Here is a 22109-nt window from a genome sequence, read left to right on the forward strand (position 1 = left end):
TCGATGTATATGAATGCATTAAAAAAAATACTCGGAATGTTATTTATGCTGCTTTCACCTGTAGCATTATTTTATCTGGTAAAAACAGCACTTGGTGAAATGCAGGCGCATCAAAGCCTGGATGTGTATATCCAATGGAGCATTTTTGTGCTCGTGTTTGTTCCTATAATTATCGGCTTCTTTCTATTTGGCTGGTATTCATGGAAGGGAGAGTATAATGCCAAACTTTAATTCCAGTGTTACCCCAATATTAAAGCTGTTAACAAAAAACTAAGGTATGTTAGCATAAAATCCTGAGATTAAAAACATCTTTATTGTTTTTAATCTCAGGATTAAACTTTATTGAAAAGTCGTTGACTTACAACTAAATTTTCCTGATTGCGTTTTTTATACGTGATAGTATTTACATATATTTGTATCGTAAGCAAACTTATAAATGCGTAGAAAAAGACCATACGAGCAATCAATGTTTTATCATCTTTCCAGGTTGAAGGTTCCTTTGACTTATCTGATGGCATTGCTATTGGTTTGGTTATTAAATATCAACTATGTTATTTATAAGGATAATGTTATCAATGATTTAGTATCAGAGTTGATGATTGAAGAAATTCCTGAGTCTTCTTTCCCGAATACTAATCCTGCAGGTCCGGATGAAAAATCTCCGAACGGACCTTTTTCTTTTTCTGAAGAATATATTCATGAAGGCGAATTAATGATTCACAATCATCTGATCGATGAAATCTACCTTCATAAAATTCATGCAACAGAACTTATAGAGTTATTTCACTTCGAGCTTTGGTCTCCTCCTCCTGAATTGGCATAAAGGTAAAAACACCTTTATAGATCACTGTTGTTTTCCCCTAAACTCTTTACGCTTGTCGTAACGATTACTATTGTTGTCATTTGAAAAATTCCTAACCTGGGAAGCATTGTATGTATATACATATGCTAACGCCTATGTGGGCCCGTAAATTGGTGAAATCAGTTTTAATATCAAATATATGAGTGCAAAAAAGAAGATCGGAATATTCAGTTCATTAGGCTCTGATATTCCTTCAGCGATCGTAGTGTTTTTAGTGGCATTGCCACTTTGTTTGGGTATTGCATTGGGGTCCGGCGCGCCTTTATTTGCCGGATTGATCGGCGGTATCATTGGTGGTATCGTGATCGGTGCCTTGTCGGGTTCTCAGTTAAGTGTGAGTGGTCCGGCAGCAGGCTTAACCTCTATTGTTATTGTTGCAATTACCAAGTTACAGGTTTATGAAGCTTTCTTACTGGCAGTAGTGATTGCAGGTATTTTCCAGGTAATCTTAGGATTTCTGAAAGCAGGTATCCTGGGCGATTATATACCCTATTCTGTGATTAAAGGGATGCTGGCAGCTATCGGTATTATCCTGATCATTGGTCAGGTTCCACACTTGCTGGGTTATGTGGCAGAAGATGCCAATCCCTATGAAAGAATCTGGGAAGCCATTCTTAATTTCTCTCCGGTAGCATTAGGTATCGGCGCGCTTTCCATTGCCATTCAGTTGGTATGGGATAAGTACCTCGTGAAATTAGGAAAAGTATTCAAGCTCATTCCGGCGCCGTTGATTGTTGTACTGTTAGCAGTAGGAATCAATGAGTGGTTAAAAGAATCGAATCCTGCAACTGCACTTGATGCTACATTACTTGTGAGCATTCCTGTAGCTGAATCGTTCAACGAATTTTTGTCTTTCTTTACGCACCCAGACTTATCATATTTATCCAATTTTGCAGTATGGTCTACAGCGATTACCATCGCATTGGTAGCTTCTTTAGAAACGCTTTTGAATATTGAAGCAGCTGATGAACTGGATCCTTACCAGAGAGTAACACCTACTAACCGCGAGTTAAAAGCTCAGGGAACCGGTAATATATTATCTGGTTTAATCGGAGGTTTGCCGTTAACCTCTGTGATTGTTCGTACTTCGGCAAACGTCAATGCCGGTGGTAAAACAAAAATGAGTGCAATCATCCACGGTTTACTGTTATTAGGATCTGTAGCCTTCATTCCTAAAATATTAAACTTAATTCCATTGGCGGGCTTAGCAGGTATATTAATATATACAGGTTATAAATTAGCAAAACCAGCCATTTTCAAGGAAATGAAACAAAGAGGAAACGATCAGTTAATTCCTTTTGTGATCACAATTGTGGCAATCGTGGCAACAGATTTATTAGTAGGTATCCTCATCGGTTGTGTTGTAGGATTGTTCTTTGTAATGAGAAGCAACTTTAAATCTGCCGTTTTTGTAGTAAACGACGAAAACAGATACTTGTTCAGACTACGTAAAGACGTATCGTTCTTAAATAAACCTATCGTAAAAAGGAAACTCGAAAAAGTACCGAAAAACTCATATGTGGTAATCGATGCTACCCGTGCCGATTATATCGATAAGGATGTTATTGAAGTGATAGAAGACTTTATTACACACGCACCACTGAAAAACATTCAGGTAGAATTGCGTCAGAGTTTATATAAAGAACAAGGGTTTACGACGAAGGGAACAACATCTGTGACAGGAGCCATTCAAGACATGGTGAACTTAAAGTAACAACACATGAAAGCATTTGAAAAATTATTATTAGAAAATAAAGCATGGGCGTTTGAAAAGGTAGACGAAGATCCCGACTACTTTAACCGATTGGCGCACTTACAAACTCCTGAAATATTATGGATCGGGTGTTCTGATTCGAGAGTTCCTGCGAATGAAATTACCGGAACACAACCAGGCGAAATTTTTGTACATCGCAATATCGCCAACATGGTGGTACCGAACGATCTGAACTTATTATGTGTGCTGGAATATGCAGTAATTTATCTTAAGGTTAAACACGTTATTGTGGTAGGGCACTATGCTTGTGGTGGTATTAAAGCCGCACTTAGCGATCAGAGCTTTGGTATCATTGATCAATGGATTGGCGGCATCAAAGAAGTGTATCATAACCATAAAACCGAAATTGATGCATTGGCAACCCTCGATGAAAAGGCAAATAAATTATCCGAATATAATGTTGCACAACAGGTTTTGAACGTATCAAAAACTGATGTAATTCAGCGTGTTTGGAATGATCCGACACTCACCAAACCAGAAATTCATGGTTGGGTTTATGATGTGCAGGATGGCATTTTAAAAAGAGTAATTGACCTCTCTGCCACCAGAGAAGAAAAATATACAGTACTTTAGTAATAGAATTTTGTAACTCAAAATCAGTTAACATGTATACAGCGAGCGAAGCTTATATGAATTTATTGAAAAACAACGAAGATTGGGCAAATAAAAAAGTGCAGGATGACCCGGAATATTTTTCGAGATTAAAAGATTTACAACAACCTGAATTTTTGTGGATTGGATGTTCTGATTCTCGCGTACCTGCGAATGAAATTACAGGAACACAACCTGGTGAAATATTCGTACACAGAAACGTAGCTAATCTGGTATTAAATACAGACGTAAACTTATTGAGCGTATTGGAATACTCAGTAAACGTATTAAAAGTTAAACACGTTATTGTTTGTGGTCACTATGGTTGCGGTGGTGTAAAAGCTGCTACCACTAACCACGATCACAAAATCGTGTTGAATATGTGGTTAAGAAATATCAAAGACGTGTATCGCTTCCACAGAGATGAGTTAGAAGTTTTGAATGAAGAACAAAGAGTAGACCGTCTGGTAGAATTAAATGTAGAAGAACAATTAAAAAACCTTGCTAAAACTTCTATCATTCAACGTGCATGGAAGCAACGCCAGGCGCCAACTTTACATGGCTGGGTATATAGCTTAGGAAATGGTAAAGTAAAATCGATTCTTGATATCGTTCCTGGTACAGAAATCGATCCACTTTACACATTTGATGATCTATAGTCGAATCTATCGTGCTGTAAGGCAATTCCCAAAACAGCCCTTTGCATAAAAAATGCCCTCAAAACAGTTGGTTTGAGGGCATTTTTTATGGTGCAGTTTGAGATCGTATCGAAATTTCGTAGGTTTGCTATATGTCTATTCTAGTTCAACAGCTCACAAAAAAATATGGCGAACAAACAGCCGTTAACCAACTCTCTTTTGCTATACAGCAGGGCGAAATTGTGGGATTCTTAGGTCCGAATGGTGCCGGTAAGTCTACCACCATGAAAATGATTACCGGTTTTTTAATTCCGGATGAAGGAAACATTGAAGTGGATGGAGTGAATGTATTAGAAAATCCTACCTTAGCAAAGTCGAAAATCGGCTATCTGCCAGAGTCGAACCCCCTTTATTATGATATGTACGTACGCGAGTACCTGACTTTCATCGCAGAAGTTCATCAGGTAAAGGAGATTAAACAACGGGTAGAGGAAGTAATTGAAATGGTTGGATTGACTCCCGAGTCAAAAAAAACGATCGGGCAACTATCGAAAGGATATAAACAAAGGGTAGGATTAGGAGCCGCACTGATTCATGATCCGGCAGTGCTGATCCTGGATGAACCGACTACAGGTTTGGATCCAAACCAGATTATAGAAATTAGAGAGGTCATAAAACAATTAGGAAGAACAAAAACCGTTTTATTTTCTTCACATATACTGCAGGAAGTAGAAGCCATTTGCGACCGGGTAGTGATTATTAATAAAGGTAACCTGGTGGCAAATGACCGTCTGAGTCATTTAAGATCAGAAGCCGGTAACCGCCAGGTGTTAAAAGTTTCTTTTAAAGAAGCATTGGAAGCCGCCTGGTTAGAAAGATTACCAGCTGTAACCACGGTTAATAAATTAAGTACTCACGAATGGGAAGTAACTTCTACCGTATTAGCAGAAGCCCAAAAGCAGATAATGCACCTAGCCATAGAAAATAACCTCAACATCGTACAACTGCAGGCAGGTGAGTTGAGCCTGGAAGATATCTTCCGCCAGCTTACCGGCAGTAAACCGGTATAAGGAGAATGATTGCTGTCAATTATGAATTTAATATTCGCTAAAATTATTTAAATCAAAGACCAACATGAGCTACATTGCTGACATTCATGCTAGACAAATTTTAGACAGCCGTGGTAATCCTACTGTAGAAGTAGATGTTACTACCGATAACGGTTTTATCGGACGTGCTGCTGTTCCGAGTGGTGCATCAACAGGTAAACACGAAGCTGTTGAATTGCGTGATGGTGATAAATCAACCTATGTAGGAAAAGGTGTATTGAAAGCCGTTAAAAATGTAAACGACATCATCGCTAAAGAATTAATTGGTACCGAAGTAGTGCGTCAGGCTCACATCGACCAACTGATGATCGAATTAGACGGTACTGAAAATAAAGCAAAATTAGGCGCTAACGCAACTTTAGCTGTTTCTATGGCAGTAGCACATGCTGCAGCACAGGAAAGCGGCTTACCTTTATTCCGCTACTTAGGTGGTGTAAACGCAACGGTATTACCAATGCCTTTAATGAACATCTTAAACGGAGGTGTACACGCTGATAATAAAATCGATTTTCAGGAATTTATGATCGTTCCTGTAGGCGCACCTACTTTCGCAGAAGGTTTACGCTGGGGAGTTGAAATCTTCCACAACCTGAAATCTGTATTAAAGAAAAAAGGATACTCTACTAACGTTGGTGACGAAGGGGGATTTGCTCCTGAAATCAAAAGCAACGAGGAAGCAATCGAAACAGTATTGGAAGCTATTCAGGCAGCAGGTTATTCTGCAGGTAGCCAGATCGCTATCGCAATGGATGCCGCTTCAACTGAGATGTTTGACGAAGCTTCTAAATCATATAAATTCTACAAATCATCCGGCAAAACCATCAGTTCTGATGAAATGGTAAAATACTGGGCAAGCTGGGTTTCTCAATACCCTATCGTTTCAATTGAAGACGGTATGGCTGAAGACGATTGGGAAGGTTGGAAAAATTTAACCGATACCATCGGCAATAAAACACAATTAGTAGGAGACGATTTGTTCGTAACCAACGTAAAACGCCTGCAACAAGGAATCGATCAGCATATCGCTAACTCTATCTTAATTAAAGTAAACCAGATCGGTACTGTAACTGAAACAATCAATGCAGTACAATTAGCTCAGAACAGTGGTTATACTACTATCATGAGCCATAGAAGCGGCGAAACAGAAGATACTACTATTGCCGACTTAGCAGTAGCGTTAAACTGCGGACAAATTAAAACTGGATCTGCCAGCCGTAGCGACCGGTTAGCAAAATACAACCAATTACTTCGCATCGAAGAATTATTGGGAACCAGCGCAGTTTATCCTAAAGGAAAAATTAAGTTCGGAAAATAATATTCCCGTATTTTTGTCCCCAACAACGTTGGGGACTTTTTTTATGAAATTTAGTTTAGGCCATATTCCAAAATGGGTGAAAAATCGCTACTTCATTGCTACTGCCGTATTTGTAGTATGGGTGATTTTTATCAATGAACAGAATCTGTTCACCACCTATTTTACCTACCGTAAAGACCTCAAACAGTTCGAAAAGTCAAAAGAATACTACGAAACCGAAATTAATTCGGCCCAAGAAAAGCTCCGTCAGCTCAAATCAAACCCTGCTGCGCTCGAAAAATTTGCCCGCGAAAAGTATTTAATGAAGAAAGAAAACGAAGATTTATTTATTATCGCTGAATAATCTGTTGATTATTAAAAAGTTAAATATATTTTATCTTTCCATTATTTATTTTTAATTTCAGATACAATAAGATTCATACTTTCTCGTTTATATATACGGACGGACACCGAAATTTGGACGATTTCGGAATTATTTTAGGACTTAAATGGATATTAATGACTACAAATGTAAACGTAGAAGAAATCATCGAATTCTTCTATAAAGACGCAACGCCTGCTGCTTTAGAAAGCACCGCATCGCAAATCGAAGAAGATTTTGAATTGCAGGAAGAACTGGAAAGCATTCAAAATATCGCCGATCAACTGGATGCAGAAATCGTATCTCCACGACCGGAATTAATCTCAGCTATTTTAGATTACGCAAGAAAAACTGCTCCTTCAGTTTAAGCTTTGTTCTATTTTTCGAATTAATGTAAATTTGCTTTTTACTGCCGCAATGACAAAGAAGCAACGTTACGATTATATTATTGAGTATTTCAAAGCAAATGCACCGGATGCTGAAACAGAATTGTTGTATGACAACCCCTACCAGTTATTGGTGGCTGTTATCCTTTCTGCGCAATGCACCGATAAGCGGGTAAACTTAACCACTCCTGCAATTTTTAGAAAATACCCTGATGCTGAAGCATTATCGAAAACAGATTTCGATACGCTGTTTCCGCTGATCAGAAGTATTTCTTATCCCAACAATAAAACCAAACACCTGATAGGAATGGCGCAAATGTTGGTGAAAGATTTTAACGGAGAAGTACCGCTTACTGTGGAAGAATTGATCAAATTACCCGGCGTTGGCAGAAAAACTGCTAATGTTATTACCTCCGTAGTGGATCAACAGCCGAATATGGCAGTAGATACACACGTATTCAGAGTATCGGCAAGAGTTGGTTTAACCACCAACGCAAAAACGCCATTAGCTGCTGAAAAACAATTGATAGCAAACTTTCCAAAAGAGTTAGTATATATTGCGCATCATTGGTTGATCCTGCACGGAAGATATACCTGCCTGGCCCGGTCTCCCAAGTGTAACCAATGCGGAATCACTGCTGCCTGTAAATATTACGCACAACAGCAGAAAAAACTAACCAGATAACTGTATAGATTTTAAAGAACTTACTGAAAAGATCCCCATTACAAATGGTAATGGGGATCTTTTTTAGTATGAATGATTCATTTTAGAAGGGTCGCTAACATTTTAGCTGATTTATGGGGTCATTTTGAGCTGTCTAAAGATCATTAAACTTTATCAGTTGAAATTCGGGAGAGCATTCGAAAAGTTGTTTTAGTATTTGTATATGGCCTTGCCCATACAACACAAGTATGCGGTCATCTGGTGAAGTAGCAATCTGCTGTATATGACGGTAGATTCTGAGATTTCTGCTATACCAGTGCATTGCCAGTGCATCCGCCCCTCGTGTATCACCTAAAGTAAAATCTCCGACAAGGTTTATACCATATCCGCGGTTTAGTACTTTGTCAGAATTCTGATACCTGAAAATATCAAGTAATGGAGTTTTTAGTTTCATCTCATCCACGTAATTAAAATACCTGTAATATAACTGCGTAATAGTGTCGTTATTTCTAAAATCCCAGTCTTTGTAGATACTGTCAAGAATTGGACGAAGTAAAAGAGAATCTTTTGAATTAGCTAGTGAATGAACCAAAGGCTGATCGTTCGTGCCGTATATAGTGTCAAGATGAAAGCGTTTCATTAAGCGAAATCCTATCTGTTCAATTTCATCTTTTGCTAATTGCCGGCTTCCCTCTTTGTAGGCATCGTACTTTCTCATTAAATAACCAGTATTACGACCTGCCTCCACTGCTATTTTGGTTGGTTTAAAGCGGGCAATATAGTCTATTAATTCATTGATTTGCAATTGTCTTTCATTGTTCATTACATCTACCTGTCTGTCTTTCGTTGTCTTATGTGCATCTAAGTTGTAATAAGCAAAATGAAATGTTCCGACCAAAAGTACGGTAGGTTGTTTTCGATTGCCAATCAGAATGGAGTCCGGGTCAGCGATGTGCTGTGCTTTTAGCGAACTGCTCAATAGTAGGATTGTGCAGCATATAAATAAATGTATCGTATTTTTCATCTAACAAATCTATAGAAGACTATATTTTGCTATTTTGCAATTCGGCTAACTGTTGAAAATAATCTGTAAAAAATGCGTCACCTTTTTTGCAGATTAAAACAACGGTTTGGAAGATAGTGGAAAACGGATAACACTTATTAAGTTTAAGTAAGTGTATATTTGAGAATGCCAGTACGTGTCTTACATTTAATTATTTACTTTTGCACGTTTTATGTTTTGTGGGATGCTGCAATAGATTTGTTTAACGGATTGCCCTTATTTACAAAGGACAGTTTCCGGCCAATGAATATTATCATAACGATTACCTCCTTTATTTCTTTCCTTCTGTATCCTCTGACAGTGTGTTTTATACTTAGCAGGTTTGCACCACGTCGATTATTTTTATCTTTTCTGTTGATATTTATATCTATTCCGCTTATAATTTCATTCCGTTATCTGTTGCAGGAGGTGTTGGGGCCGATAATATGGGGGTTTGGAGTTTATTACGAACCTTATACATTCATTTTTTATTTCAGAGATAACCTATATTTCGCTGTGTTGTTTTCTTTATTTGGCTTTGCGTATTTTATTGTTGAATATTCACAGTATTCAATAAAACAACAGGCTGAATTATCGATGACTATTAAAGAAGCCGAACTTGCTTTATTGAAATCGCAGGTTAATCCACATTTTCTCTTTAATAATCTCAATAATATCTATGCCCTGGTCTATAGGAAAAATGAAAATGCTCTTACTGTTATCGAAATGCTTTCTTCACTTTTACGCTATGCGCTCTATGAGCAAAGAGATCAGGTAACTTTAGAAACAGAAATAGCGTATCTCAAAAATTATATTGAACTACAACGGTTAAGAATTGATTCATCTGCAAATATTCACATTGATGTTGAGAATATAGATGGAACCTTATTGATTAGTCCACACTTATTGGTTAGTTTTTCTGAAAATGCTTTTAAACATGGCGATATGACAGATCCGGAACAACCCCTCACGGTAACCGGTTATACCGAAGACAATACATTCTTTTATCATGTATTTAATAAGAAGAATACTTTTAACAAGCCTTCTGAAGTAGGAATCGGCCTGAGCAATGTAAAACGTAGATTGGATTTGTTATATCCCGGTAAATACAATTTAAGTATAGCTGATGGCAAAGATGAATTCTCTATCGATTTACGAATTGAGCTATGACTACCATTACGAATATAATTAATTGCGCTATAGTAGATGACGAGCCGCTTCCTGTTGACCTGTTGAGCGATTATATAAACAGGACGCCCGGTTTGCAGCTGGTATGTGTTTTCAGAAATCCGCTTGAATTGTTACAAGCTATGGAGCAGTATAATATCCATATTTTATTTCTTGATATGCAAATGCCTGAACTGACCGGGTTTCAACTTGCAAAGCTCTTGAAAGGTAGGTGTGAATTCGTTGTTACCACTGCTTATCCAAAATATGCTTTAGAAGGTTATGAGTATGATGTGGCAGATTACCTGTTAAAGCCGTTTAGTTTTGAACGTTTTCTGGCAGCGATTAATAAATGCAAGAAGCGCTTGTTTCAAAAGTATCCTGAAGCAAATGATGAAGTATCACATTTTTTTGTGAAAACAGGTAACCGTTTGCGAAAAGTTTATCATAAAGAGGTACTGTATCTGGAAGCTATGCGTGATTATATTGCTATTCACTTACCTGGTGAAAAAATAATGACTCTACAAAGTCTTAGCAGTTTCGAAGAACAGTTGCCCGCAGCATTCATCAGAATTCACCGGTCTTATATTATAAACACAGAAAAAATTGTCTATGTTGAAAAGAATGCTGTAATAATTGAAAGCACTACATTGCCTATTGGTAGTAAATATCAGCATCGCTTATCCGATATAATTTAAGAAATGAGAATAATCTTATTAAAGCAGTAGTGATTGGTTCTTTTAAGATAAAATATAAAAGCCCCCAACTATAGTTGAGGGCTTTTAATATGATAGCGTCTTTACTTCAATAATTCTTTAATGTGCTCAATCAGCTCGCCTTTTGTAATCGGTATACCCATGATTTTATTATATCCTTTGGCATCTACCAAAAACTGGTCGCGGATAATTTTGATCAGCTGACCATTGTTGATCTCCGGAATCAATACATGTTTAAATCCTTTGATTAATTCGCCCATATTTTTAGGGAAAGGACGCATGTAGCGCATGTGCGCATGGCTGACCTTGTATCCCTCAGCCCTTAACTCACTTACTGCGGTTTTGATAGCTCCGTATGTACTTCCCCAGCCTAATACCAATACGTCTCCGGTAGCTTCACCACTGTCGAGTTGCTGATCAGGAATATAATCGGCAATACGGTCTATTTTTTCCTGACGGATTTTTACCATTACCTGGTGATTTTCCGGGTCGTAGCTTACGTTGCCGGTGATATTTTGTTTTTCTAATCCTCCGATACGGTGTTCCAGACCCGGTGTTCCGGGAATTGCCCACGGACGAACCAGTTTTTCATTTCTTAAATAAGGATAGAATTTATCTTCGTTTTCTTCTAATGCTGTTTTGAATTTTACTTCAATTTTAGCGAGGTCGTCTGCTTTCGGAAACTTCCATGGTTCCGCACCATTGGCAATATAACCGTCAGAAAGTAAAATTACAGGAGTCATATGCTCCACTGCAATACGTACTGCTTCAAAAGCAACTTCAAATGCATCGCTGGGGGTGGAGGCTGATATTACAGGCATCGGACATTCTCCGTTTCTGCCATAATAGGCCTGTAACAAATCACTTTGTTCTGTTTTAGTCGGTAAACCGGTTGACGGTCCGCCTCTCTGTACATTTACAATCACTAATGGAATTTCAAGCATTACTGCTAAACCCATCGCCTCAGTTTTTAGAGCCATACCGGGTCCGGAAGTAGTGGTAATTCCTAATGAACCTCCATAAGCTGCGCCAATGGCAGCAGCAATACCGGCAATTTCATCTTCAGCCTGGAATGTTCTTACACCGAATGATTTATGTTTACTCATTTCGTGTAAGATGTCAGAAGCAGGAGTAATCGGATAAGTACCGAGAAATAAAGGCAATTCGGCTTTTTGCGCAGCTGCGATGAGCCCTAAAGCTAAAGATTGATTACCCATGATAGAGCGGTAAACGCCGGGTTCCATCTTTGCTTTTTCTACTTTATATCTGCTGGTGAAAGTTTCAATAGTATCGCCATAGTGATAACCGGCTTTTAATGTACGGATATTACTTTCTAATATTTCAGCTTTTTTGCCAAACTTCTCGGTTAAGAATTTGATCGTACTGTCCAGCTCCCTGTTGAACATCCAATAGAGATAACCCAACACGAACATGTTTTTAGCACGGTCTTTTTCTTTTGTTCCTAAAGTAATGTCTTTCAGTGCTTCACGGGTCATTTTAGTGACATCCATCTTTACCAGCTCATAACCTTCCAGACTACCGTTTTCTAATGGATTTACTCCATCCTGATAATTCGCTAAACGGAGGTTTTTGGCATCGAAACCATCGGTATTGGCAATGATTTTTCCACCTTTTTTGAGTGATTTCAGGTTTGCTTTTAATGCCGCGGCATTCATTGCTACCAGTACATCACATTCGTCACCGGGTGTATAAATGTTATCGCTTGAAAATCTTAATTGAAATCCACTCACCCCCGGCAAAGTTCCCTGGGGCGCACGGATTTCTGCGGGGAAATCCGGAAAAGTTGCTAAATCGATGCCTAATAAGGCAGTGTTATTGGTAAACTGGCTACCCGTTAACTGCATACCATCACCGGAATCACCGGCGAATTTTATCACAACATCTTTTAAAAGAGTCTCTTGTACACTCATTCTTGAAAATTATGGGCTCAAAATTACTATAAGTCTGCTGAATTGCAGCCAATATCACAGGATATACTTTTATTGACAATCCAGAACCCGAATTGTTGCCTGATTAGACAGATATTATGACAAAACCATAAGACTAACCATTCAGAAATTAAGAAATGGAGAAACGGACGCATGAGGTTTAACTTTTTTTCATAACCTGCTTAGTGCCTGAATTTCTGAATCTCTGAATGAAATCAGAACACAAAATACCCCGGATTTCCGGGGTATTTATTATTTTTCAATTGCTTTATAAATAGCTTCATGCACTTTAGGCCTAACCGACATTCTCAGGAATTTACCGGTATCCGCACTGTTTACACGGTTTGATAAAAAAATGAAGATTAAATCTTTTTCAGGGTCTATCCAGATACAGGTTCCTGTGAAACCCGTATGGCCGAAAGTACTTAAACTGGCAGATGCTGTAGGGTAAGCTTCCGCTCTGGTTGCATTATCTTTTTCAGGTTTATCAAACCCTAAACCTCGTCTGCTGATCTGACTATGATAATCTGTAAAATAGTCTACTGTAGATTTTCTGAAAAAGCGTGTACCGTTCAGTTCGCCACCATTTAATAATACCTGTGCTAACACGGCGAGGTCTCCTGCATTACTGAAAAGGCCTGCATGTCCTGCTATACCGCCGAACATAGCGGCACCAGGGTCATGAACATATCCCTGAATTAACTGTCCTCTGAACATTTTTTCAGCTTCTGTAGGTGCTATATAGCTTTTAGGAAAACGCTTTAACGGATTAAAACCGGTGCTCTTCATTCCCAACGGTTCGTAAAAAGTTTTGACAGTATAATCGTTCAAACTCATTCCGGTAATAGCTTCTACTATTAACCCCAGAAAAATAAAATCATTGTCAGAGTAAATATATTTTTTATCTTTTTCGAGTGGGCTTTGCAGAATACGTGTATACATTGTATCGATGAAATCTTTTCTCAGATACAATTGATCAGCTACCTGTATAGAACCGTCCTGCGGTTTTTGTGAAAAGTAAGGAACGGTTGCCAGTTTTGTTTTCGGATCAATGGTTTCCTGATAAAAAGGTATGAAAGATTTAAGTCTGGCTTCGTGTAAAAGCACATCCCACAATTTTAAATTTGCTTTGTCAGACCCTTTCGTCCAGGCCAGGTAATCGCCTAATGTTTTTTGTAAATCGAGTTTACCTTCATCGTATAATTTCATCACTGCTACTGTGGTGGCCATCACTTTTGTAATGGAAGCGAGGTCATATATTGTTTCGGGGTATACCGGATCATTACTGATATAACTGGTTTTTCCATATCCTTTTTCAAAAATGATTTTACCGTTTTTAGCTACCAGTACAACCCCTCCCGGAATGGCTTCTTTCTGAATTGCATCATGCATAATACTGTCGATCGAATGATTCATCTGAAAAGTATTTATGCCTACTTCAGATGGAATAACCGTTGGAAGGGCGCGCGTGGTAACAATGCCATCTCCGGCTTTGAATGAATCACAAGCTGTAATGGGTAAACGGCCGGCAGGGTTAAATCTTCCGAGTAACAGGTCGGCTGCTGCCTGTTGAGTAAGCGGGTCGTCGTCGTAGCAGGCAATGACGGCAGTTGCACCGCAAAAATTGGATAGTGCATACGGATTGCCAAAGGCCAATGTAATGGTTTTGTGCTGTAGTTGTAATCCTAACATTAACGACAATGCCGAATGGCTGATACCATAGTTGTTTGCCGGAACACGGCTGTATTGATGCAGGCCGATTACTACTACATCGTATTGATCTTTCAGGTATTCTAGCATTGGTTTTACCTTGCTTTGTTCCATTTTATAATCAACAAAGTAGGTATGCGCATTATAATTTTCTCTCATTTTTTGAGCGAAAACATTTTCAGCCTTTAATCCGATTCCTACATAAGCAACGCGTTTGTTCGGAAGTAGAGGAAAGATGGCCGGGTCATTATTTCGTAAAAGGGTGATCGCATTTTCAGCAATCAGCCGGCGCATATCATCTATTGAAGCATTTAAATCAGCTGTTAAGTTTTCGGTATTGATGGGTTGATAGTTGTTCAATCCTACCTGATATTTTGCATATAAAACACGTTTCACTGCCTGATCAAGCGTTGCCCATTTCAAGCGTTTTTTGCGAATTGCTTTTTTTACTTTTTCAATCGTTAAATCTATATCTTCCGGTAAACACAACATATCGTTTCCGGCCACCAAAGCTTCTACCGAACCTTCAGCTTCAGGAAAGTTTTTGGTCAAACCTTTCATCTCTAATCCATCCGTAACAATAATACCCTGAAAGCCTATTTCTTTTCTCAGTAAATCATTCACTGCTTTTGCTGATGTAGAAGTAGGGCGTTTTACATCTTTGTCAATAGAAGGAACGGCCAGGTGGGCAATCATCATCGAACCAACACCGGCTTTAGATAATTCTCTGAAGGGATATAGCTCTAATGCTTCCAGTTCAGGCATTGATTTATTAATAACGGGTAAATCGTAGTGAGAATCTACCGAAACATCTCCGTGTCCCGGAAAGTGCTTTGCAGTAGCAATGATGCCGTTATCCTGCATTCCTTTCATGTATTGAATGCCGTAAGCCGCCACTTTGTATTTATCTTCTCCGAATGACCGGTCGTTGATCACCGGATTCATCGGGTTATTGTTAACATCAATCACCGGAGCATAATTAATATGCACGCCCATTCTTTTCAGTTGTTCGGCTACGACGCGCCCATATTCGTATATTAATGAAGGATCCTGAACGGCTCCGAGCATCATTTGCCGGGGGAGTGATTTAACACTGTCCATCCGCATTCCTAATCCCCATTCGGCGTCTACGGCAACTATGATAGGCGTTTTTGCAAGGGCCTGCATTTCGTTTAATAAGTTAGCCTGACGAACCGGATCTCCCTGAAAGAGGCAGATTCCACCGATATTGTACTTGTCAATTGCCCGTCTCACCAGTGAATCCTGAAAAATTGCAGTACGGTTAGGACCGAGTGAGGATAAGCGCACGACCATTAATTGTCCAATTTTCTGATCATTTGTGAGCGTTTTAAACACACTGTCTACCCATCGGGTAGCGGCGGCATCCTGGGCGATTGACGTAGCAGCAGACGCTACAAAAGCAACAATCATCAATAGTTTCTTCATTTCTGAGCGATTTTACTACTGTAAATTAGGTAGAAACAAGCACATTGTGCGGATTTTTGTAATTATTTGCTGTATTCTTTCGGATTGAAAAGTATAAAAGATCTATAGAAATTTTGAGGAAAGGTTTTTGAGAGCAGTAGGATAACGTATTTTTGCCATCATAAAATTGTAACATTTGTCGAATACGATTCATCTTTTACCAGATAATATAGCCAACCAGATTGCTGCAGGCGAAGTTATTCAACGACCTTCCAGCGCAGTAAAAGAGTTGTTAGAAAATGCAGTGGATGCAGGCGCTACCGAAATAAAACTGATCATTCAGGATGCCGGTAAAGCACTGATTCAAGTGATCGATAACGGTAAGGGAATGAGTGAAGCGGATGCCCGGCTCTGTTTTGAGCGGCACGCTACTTCTAAAATTCAACAAATTGAAGATTTGTTTAATATTAAAACCATGGGCTTCCGGGGTGAGGCATTAGCTTCAATTGCAGCAGTAGCACAGGTTGAGCTTAAAAGTAAAACAGCCGGTGCTGAACATGGGGTTTTAATCGAAGTAGAGAATAGTAAGATCATTCATGAAGAACCGGTAGCTATGAATACAGGTACCAGTATCGCCATGAAAAATCTGTTTTTTAATATTCCTGCCCGCAGAAATTTTCTTAAAAGTAATTCTGCGGAAATGCGCCATATAGTAGATGAATTTATACGTGTAGCTTTGTCATTTCCGAATATTTTCTTTTCGTTGACTAATAACGGACAGGAAATGTTTCATCTCGAAACGGGTACGCTCAAGCAGCGCATTATTCAGCTTTTAGGCAATCAGTACAATGCAAAAGTGGTAACGGTTCAGGAAAAGACCGACTACATGAATATCTATGGTTTTGTAGGAAAACCAGCCACTGCTAAAAAAACAAGAGGCGATCAGTATTTCTTTGTCAACAACAGGTTTATCAAAAGCGGATACCTGAATCATGCCGTTATGAATGCTTTTCAGGAGTTATTACCGGCCGATAGTTTTCCGATGTATGTACTGTTTATCGATCTTGATCCTTCTGAAGTGGATATCAACGTGCATCCCACTAAACAGGAAATTAAATTTACTGATGAAAAAATAGTGTATGCTTTTGTACAGGCTGCTATTAAACATGCGTTGGCACAGTTTAGCGTTACACCTACTTTAGAGTTTGATCTCGATCCGAATATTCAACAATTAGATGCTGTAGCAAAACCTTTCACGGAAGAACAACAATCTGCTGCCAGTGCTTCCAGTCTGGCGCAGAATTTTTCACAGAAACACCAGGCACATTTTATTCAGCCGCGATCAGATAAACCTGAAAAAAACTGGCAATCGTTTTTTACCGGTGCCGGAAGTCATACAGGGTCTGGTAAGTCATCTAATTTCCCCGATTTTCCGGCAACTTCATCTGATAATCCGACAGGGGAAAAGTTTGAATCATTGTTAGATCAGCTGAAGAAAAATACGACCGATACTTTTGAGTATGAACAACCGGCGACCTTTAGTTATGCCCGTACCGGACTTGCATTGGAGCTGAACGAAAGTAATCCCTGTATACAAATTCAGGGTGGTCATATACTGGCGAGTACTAACAGAGGTTTTATTGTTGTACATCAGCACTACGCACATGAACGGGTGTTGTATGAACGTTTTCAATCAAGTTCTGTTGAACGGCCGATACCTGTACAACAAAGCTTATTCCCCCTTACTCTACATCTAAGCGTTCAGGATGCTGTTTTGTTAGAGGAATTAATCAGTGAATTATTGCCATTAGGCTATAAAATAGAACCCTTCGGGCAGCAAACATTTTTGATTCAGGGAAGCCCGGCAGACGTAGAGGAAGGAAATGCAAAATTGATTATTGAGCAGGTTATTGAGCAGTTTAAGCATTCTACTACCGAGTATAAACTATCTAACAGAGAAAAGTTGTTACGAACCCTGGCAAAACAACAAGCGATTAAAACAGGATCTTACTTATCAGATGTAGAAATGAAGCAGCTTGTACAAGACCTTTTAAATTGTAACCAGCCGAATGTTACTTCAGGAGGAAACCCTACCTATATCGAATTCAAAACAGATTATATCGCTCAGATGTTTAAAACAGCGAGATAGGAAGTAGATAATTAATAATTAAGAGTTAGAAGTGCTGATAAATTGATTATAAAAGAAAACCCCGGAGTGAAAACTTCGGGGTTCATTTTTTCAATTTATAACGAAGAACTATAGAGAATTGAAACGAAGGCCAACTGTAAATGGAGTTACATCTAAATGATCTTTAAACATACTTTTGGTAGCTACTGCACCATACAGTTTCAGGTGGCCCAGGGTTACTTCGCCTACATAAGAGATCTTAACCGGGTTTAAGTTGAAGTCAACTCTGTCTTTTGTTTTTCCACCTGGAGAAGTAATGGTTTTTTGTTTTGCAGTGTACAAATAACCTGCTGCAATACCGGCAGAGATTCCGTAGGTTCTGCCGTTCTTTTTAGCAAAATCCCAGTTTAACATTACAGGAACGGTTAAGTAGTCGGCACGTAATTTATTTTTGCTATAACCTCTGCTGTTGTCTAATGTAATATGATCGTATGGTTCCTCATTGAATAATACAGGTTTTTTGAATCTGTAATTATTTGACTCAATACCGATTGCATATTTTAAGTTTAGCTTATGATTAACGATGTTTACTTTTTGAGAAACAATCCACAAGTTAAAGTTGATAGACTTTCCATCTCTTAAATCTAACCAGTCTTTAGTAGCACCCGGTGCAATACCATTCGTTGGATTTTGTACGCCTGCGCCTGAATAATTTGTTTGATCACTCCAGTTGCTTATTCCAAGGTCAAATGCAAACCAGGTAGTGGCAATGTTTTTAGGTTTTCTGGGTGTAAAGTCAACCGTAACAATTGTTTTGTCATTTTTCGTTTGTGGTCCGCCGGTAGAGTCAACCGGAATAGTTCCGTTTGATTTAACAATAATGATATTTCCGATTCTTACCGTATCTGTATTCTGAGCGTCCATTTGTGATGCGAACAGTACGATTCCCATAAGGAGTAAAATTCCTTTTTTCATGATCAAAAAATTAATAAGTTAAAAGATTATTTAAAATGAGTTGATTGCATTGACTTTTGTTAGATCGAAGGTTGAATGTTTCGCGATATACTTTCAGTGTTCGCTCTAACGGTAAAGCTGGTGTAAATAAAATCTTCAGAGTTGTGATTTGTTTTCTGAAGCGTTATTTATTGTTATACGCGTACGGAGATTGAAATGTTACAGATGACCTGAAGTTTTTTTATTTTTTTTGAGCAGTTTAATCAGAGAGATTTTTATAGAGAAGCAGTGTTGATGAAACCATTCAGAAATTGAGGAGTTAAGAAGAATATACTTTAATTCTTCATGGGTAAAAAATAACATCTTTAAAATGAAAAACCCTGAAGCGTATTCTTCAGGGTTTCATCTTTTCAATTTTATATATGAATTATAGAGAGCTGAATCGAAGTCCAACATTGAACGGAGTCAGGTCAAGATTGTTTTTGAACATACTTTTGGTAGCCATTGATCCGTACAATTGAATATGCCCGAGATTGATTTCACCTACATAAGAAATTTTGAAAGGATTCAGATTGAAGTCAACTCTGTCTTTTTGTTTACCATTTTGAGTGGTAATCGTTTTTTGTTTTGCCGTATATAAATATCCTGCGGAGATACCGGCAGATAAACCGAAGTTTTTACCTTTTTTGTTAGAGAAATTCCAGTTTAACATTACAGGAACTGTCAGGTAATCTGCACGCAATTTATTTTTGCTGTAACTGTTGGTATTGTCCATCACCAGGTGATCATAAGGTTCTTCGTTGAAGATAACCGGACGTTTGAATCTATAGTTGTTTGACTCAATACCGATCGCATATTTTAAGTTCAGGTGGTGGTTGATAATATTTACTTTCTGAGAAACAACCCATAAGTTAAAGTTGATCGACTTACCTGCTCTCAGATCTAACCAGTTGTCAGTAGCACCCGGAGCGATACCAGTGGTTGGGTCTTGAACGCCGGCACTGGCGTAGTCGGTTTTGTCTGTCCAGTTGTTGAAACCTAAATCAAACGTAAACCAGTTGGTGGTAATGTTTTTATTCTTCTTTTTGGTTATTTCAATCACATTGCTTTCGCCACCTGATTGAGGGCCGCCGGTAGAATCAACAGGAATGCTACCTTTAGATTTTTTTACGATAATGATATTTCCGATTCTTAACGTGTCTGCATCCTGCGCTTTTAGCTGAATAGTACACATAGCAATCCCCATCAGGAGAAAAAGTCCTTTTTTCATGATTATAATAAATTAATAAGATTATTTAAAATGAATAGAGTAGCTGCTGTTTTTGTTAGTACGATTCGATTTGAAAATTTCGCGCTTAACTTTCATTAGCAATCCTCTTAGCGGAATCGGGTCATCAGAGATTTCGTTATGTGCCGGCGAAAGATCATTGCTGGCCATAAGGCTTTTTAAATCTTCTAATTGTTTGTCTGCCAAAAGAGCTTCAGAATCGGTCTTAACATCAAAGCTGGCGTAAAATGACTCTTCAGTAGCTGTTGTTTGTGTTGGGGGTAGCTCCGAAGTGTTATTTGTATGTTCTACGTTTGTTGGTTCTGAAATGTTACTCTCGGTTGAAATATTTTTTTCAGAATTCTTTTCTTCAGTGGTAGCTTTTTCATTTACACCAGGTAACTGAGATGCTTTTACAGAAGAAGATTCAATTGCAGGTTGATTTTTTGCCGGCTTTTCAGCACTTGTTTTATTATTAACTGCTATTTCTGTAGAAGGTTTTGAATCATCATTTGTAACAGCCGGTCTCGAATCCTGTTGAACAGGAGTAACCGGTTGGTTTTGATTTACCGATGAATGTGTTGTTCTGATGTCTTCCATTACTTCAGAAGGTTTCATCGGGCTAAATATATTCACCGTAATAAATAATGCCACAGCTGCTGCAATACTTAACTCCATCCAACGGGCCCTGAATATAGAAACCGATTTGCCGGTAGATTGATATAAAGCAGCTTTATTCGGATACTCGATTTTTTCCTGTGGTAATACCGTTAAACGGTATTGCTGATGTAATTGCTGAGCATCCGTGTGTTGTGTTAAATAGGCTTCAAGAGATGTCTTTTCTTCCTTATTCAACTCATTATCTATTGAAAGGATAATTTTTTCTTCTACATTCTGATCATTAATAATGCCATCGAACTTATATAAGTTCATTTTATTAGGTAAAACAATCTCTTCCGCGGCAGGTAAGGTTAATACCGCTTCTTTCAATTGATTCATTTCCTCCTGTAGCTCCGGATGAGCAAACAGGAATGCTTCAACTGCGGCCTGACCGGCTTCGTTCAGCTCACGGTCTACATACATCAGAAAATACATTTCGTAATTATCTGATGTAATGATCGGAGGTTGTTGATCAGAAGATGATATGTTATTGTTATATGACATTAGCAGGATCTACTAAAAAGTTTTTTAATTGTAATCTGGCTCTGTGTAAATATACTTTCACCTGACTTTCACTTAACCCGGTAATTTTCCCGATCTCTTCGTATGAATATCCTTCATAATCTTTCAGCATTACCAGCGACCGTTGGGTTTCGCTTAATCGCTGTAGGGCGATCTGAAGAACTTCTTTTAATTGATTGACCGAGCTGTGTGTTTGCCTGAGGTCTTCCGAAAAGTCATCCTTCAACTGTACGCGCTTCGATTTCCGTATATGATCGATCATTAAGTTATAAGCAACTGTAAATAAATAGCTTTTGGCTGTTGCTGACTCTACCTGATCTTTATGAATCCAGACTTTTTCAAATGCCGACTGAACAATGTCCTGCGCATCCGATTCATGCCGAAGATTCTTCAGAATGAAGCGGTACACATTATCCGCATAATTGGTGATTAATTCGTTATATTCTTGAACAGTCATTTTTGAACTTCTAACAGTATATATAGATTATACGAAGGTGGCTAAAAAAAGTTACAGTGAAAACAAAAAAAGAAGCAAATTTTTTGCTTCTTTTTGTAATTTATTGAAAATCAAGTTATTTCAAATCTAAAAAAAGTCCCCTGGTTAAGATATCGGGTAAACTGGTATTGGAGCCATTCTCAATAGAATAATCATTTTCTTTCATCATCGGTAAAACTTTCGTGCAGAAATACATCATGTAGCTAAAGAAAACCACGATGATTAACAGCGACCCTTTGATGAAATTCTTCTTGTTCATAAAAATGCTTTATTATTAAGTTAGACGCTTAATTATTCAAAAAGTTACAAGAGCGGTTAAAAAAAATGCCGAAAGGTTAAAAAAACGGCTGAACTTCAACAATAAATACTTCAT

Annotated in this window: 21 protein-coding genes; 13 read left to right on the top strand and 8 right to left on the bottom strand. The window is 38.4% G+C overall.

The features are described 5' to 3' along the window. Window positions 1–9: 9 nt before the first annotated feature. The 10 genes from D9O48_RS08405 to nth all read left to right on the top strand — a co-directional run bounded on the left by D9O48_RS08405 (window position 10) and on the right by nth (window position 7721). Window positions 10–231: a DUF6814 family protein gene (locus tag D9O48_RS08405; protein ID WP_126972503.1), complete on the top strand. Its 222-nt coding sequence runs from the start codon at window positions 10–12 to the stop codon at window positions 229–231. Window positions 232–436: 205 nt separating this feature from the next. After that, window positions 437–823: a hypothetical protein gene (locus tag D9O48_RS08410; protein ID WP_126972504.1), complete on the top strand. Its 387-nt coding sequence runs from the start codon at window positions 437–439 to the stop codon at window positions 821–823. Between the two features lie 178 nt (window positions 824–1001). Continuing rightward, entirely contained in the window at window positions 1002–2576 is a 1575-nt protein-coding gene (locus D9O48_RS08415) for a SulP family inorganic anion transporter (RefSeq protein WP_126972505.1), read from the top strand. A gap of 6 nt (window positions 2577–2582) precedes the next feature. Then, the gene (locus tag D9O48_RS08420; RefSeq protein ID WP_126972506.1) at window positions 2583–3209 is read left to right on the top strand and encodes a carbonic anhydrase; all 627 of its coding nucleotides are present in this window, start codon (window positions 2583–2585) and stop codon (window positions 3207–3209) included. Between the two features lie 32 nt (window positions 3210–3241). Next, window positions 3242–3886, top strand: a complete 645-nt coding sequence (locus D9O48_RS08425) for a carbonic anhydrase (protein WP_126972507.1) — start codon at window positions 3242–3244, stop codon at window positions 3884–3886. A gap of 131 nt (window positions 3887–4017) precedes the next feature. Then, complete coding sequence (gldA, locus tag D9O48_RS08430) at window positions 4018–4935, top strand: gliding motility-associated ABC transporter ATP-binding subunit GldA (protein WP_126972508.1); 918 nt, start codon at window positions 4018–4020, stop codon at window positions 4933–4935. A gap of 64 nt (window positions 4936–4999) precedes the next feature. Next, window positions 5000–6289, top strand: coding sequence for a phosphopyruvate hydratase (eno, locus tag D9O48_RS08435; protein WP_126972509.1), 1290 nt, complete (start codon window positions 5000–5002; stop codon window positions 6287–6289). 43 nt (window positions 6290–6332) lie between these two features. Next, window positions 6333–6632, top strand: a complete 300-nt coding sequence (locus D9O48_RS08440) for an FtsB family cell division protein (RefSeq protein WP_126972510.1) — start codon at window positions 6333–6335, stop codon at window positions 6630–6632. 155 nt (window positions 6633–6787) lie between these two features. After that, the gene (locus D9O48_RS08445; protein ID WP_126972511.1) at window positions 6788–7018 is read left to right on the top strand and encodes a hypothetical protein; all 231 of its coding nucleotides are present in this window, start codon (window positions 6788–6790) and stop codon (window positions 7016–7018) included. 49 nt (window positions 7019–7067) lie between these two features. Continuing rightward, the gene (gene nth, locus D9O48_RS08450) at window positions 7068–7721 is read left to right on the top strand and encodes an endonuclease III (protein ID WP_126972512.1); all 654 of its coding nucleotides are present in this window, start codon (window positions 7068–7070) and stop codon (window positions 7719–7721) included. 133 nt (window positions 7722–7854) lie between these two features. Here nth and D9O48_RS08455 read toward each other — a convergent pair whose 3' ends face one another. After that, complete coding sequence (locus D9O48_RS08455; protein ID WP_126972513.1) at window positions 7855–8679, bottom strand: DUF5694 domain-containing protein; 825 nt, start codon at window positions 8677–8679, stop codon at window positions 7855–7857. Between the two features lie 660 nt (window positions 8680–9339). Between D9O48_RS08455 and D9O48_RS18735 the strand changes: the two genes are divergently transcribed. Further along, window positions 9340–9912: a sensor histidine kinase gene (locus tag D9O48_RS18735; RefSeq protein WP_158624849.1), complete on the top strand. Its 573-nt coding sequence runs from the start codon at window positions 9340–9342 to the stop codon at window positions 9910–9912. After that, window positions 9909–10607, top strand: a complete 699-nt coding sequence (locus tag D9O48_RS08465) for a LytR/AlgR family response regulator transcription factor (RefSeq protein WP_126972515.1) — start codon at window positions 9909–9911, stop codon at window positions 10605–10607. The genes D9O48_RS18735 and D9O48_RS08465 overlap by 4 nt, the downstream gene beginning before the upstream one ends. 101 nt (window positions 10608–10708) lie before the next feature. On the opposite strand, the gene D9O48_RS08470 is transcribed toward D9O48_RS08465, so the two are convergent. Beyond that, a complete protein-coding gene (locus D9O48_RS08470) occupies window positions 10709–12556 on the bottom strand; it encodes a 2-oxoacid:acceptor oxidoreductase subunit alpha (RefSeq protein WP_126972516.1) in 1848 nt (615 codons plus the stop codon). A 270-nt stretch (window positions 12557–12826) separates the two neighbouring features. Further along, entirely contained in the window at window positions 12827–15730 is a 2904-nt protein-coding gene (locus D9O48_RS08475) for a glycoside hydrolase family 3 N-terminal domain-containing protein (RefSeq protein ID WP_126972517.1), read from the bottom strand. Window positions 15731–15905: 175 nt separating this feature from the next. Between D9O48_RS08475 and mutL the strand changes: the two genes are divergently transcribed. Next, the gene (mutL, locus tag D9O48_RS08480; RefSeq protein WP_126972518.1) at window positions 15906–17858 is read left to right on the top strand and encodes a DNA mismatch repair endonuclease MutL; all 1953 of its coding nucleotides are present in this window, start codon (window positions 15906–15908) and stop codon (window positions 17856–17858) included. 108 nt (window positions 17859–17966) lie between these two features. On the opposite strand, the gene D9O48_RS08485 is transcribed toward mutL, so the two are convergent. From D9O48_RS08485 to D9O48_RS08505, 5 genes are all read right to left on the bottom strand, one after another. Then, window positions 17967–18812 (bottom strand): outer membrane beta-barrel protein, encoded by an 846-nt coding sequence (locus tag D9O48_RS08485; RefSeq protein ID WP_126972519.1) that lies wholly within the window; start codon window positions 18810–18812, stop codon window positions 17967–17969. Window positions 18813–19218: 406 nt separating this feature from the next. After that, complete coding sequence (locus D9O48_RS08490) at window positions 19219–20061, bottom strand: outer membrane beta-barrel protein (RefSeq protein WP_126972520.1); 843 nt, start codon at window positions 20059–20061, stop codon at window positions 19219–19221. Window positions 20062–20082: 21 nt separating this feature from the next. Continuing rightward, the gene (locus D9O48_RS08495) at window positions 20083–21222 is read right to left on the bottom strand and encodes an anti-sigma factor (protein ID WP_126972521.1); all 1140 of its coding nucleotides are present in this window, start codon (window positions 21220–21222) and stop codon (window positions 20083–20085) included. Continuing rightward, window positions 21212–21697, bottom strand: a complete 486-nt coding sequence (locus tag D9O48_RS08500; protein WP_126972522.1) for an RNA polymerase sigma factor — start codon at window positions 21695–21697, stop codon at window positions 21212–21214. Before D9O48_RS08500 ends, D9O48_RS08495 begins: the two co-directional genes overlap by 11 nt. 115 nt (window positions 21698–21812) lie before the next feature. Further along, the gene (locus D9O48_RS08505; protein WP_126972523.1) at window positions 21813–21995 is read right to left on the bottom strand and encodes a hypothetical protein; all 183 of its coding nucleotides are present in this window, start codon (window positions 21993–21995) and stop codon (window positions 21813–21815) included. Between the last annotated feature and the right edge of the window lie 114 nt (window positions 21996–22109).

This window comes from Gynurincola endophyticus (genome assembly GCF_003991195.1).
Classification (GTDB): Bacteria; Bacteroidota; Bacteroidia; order Chitinophagales; family Chitinophagaceae; genus Gynurincola; species Gynurincola endophyticus.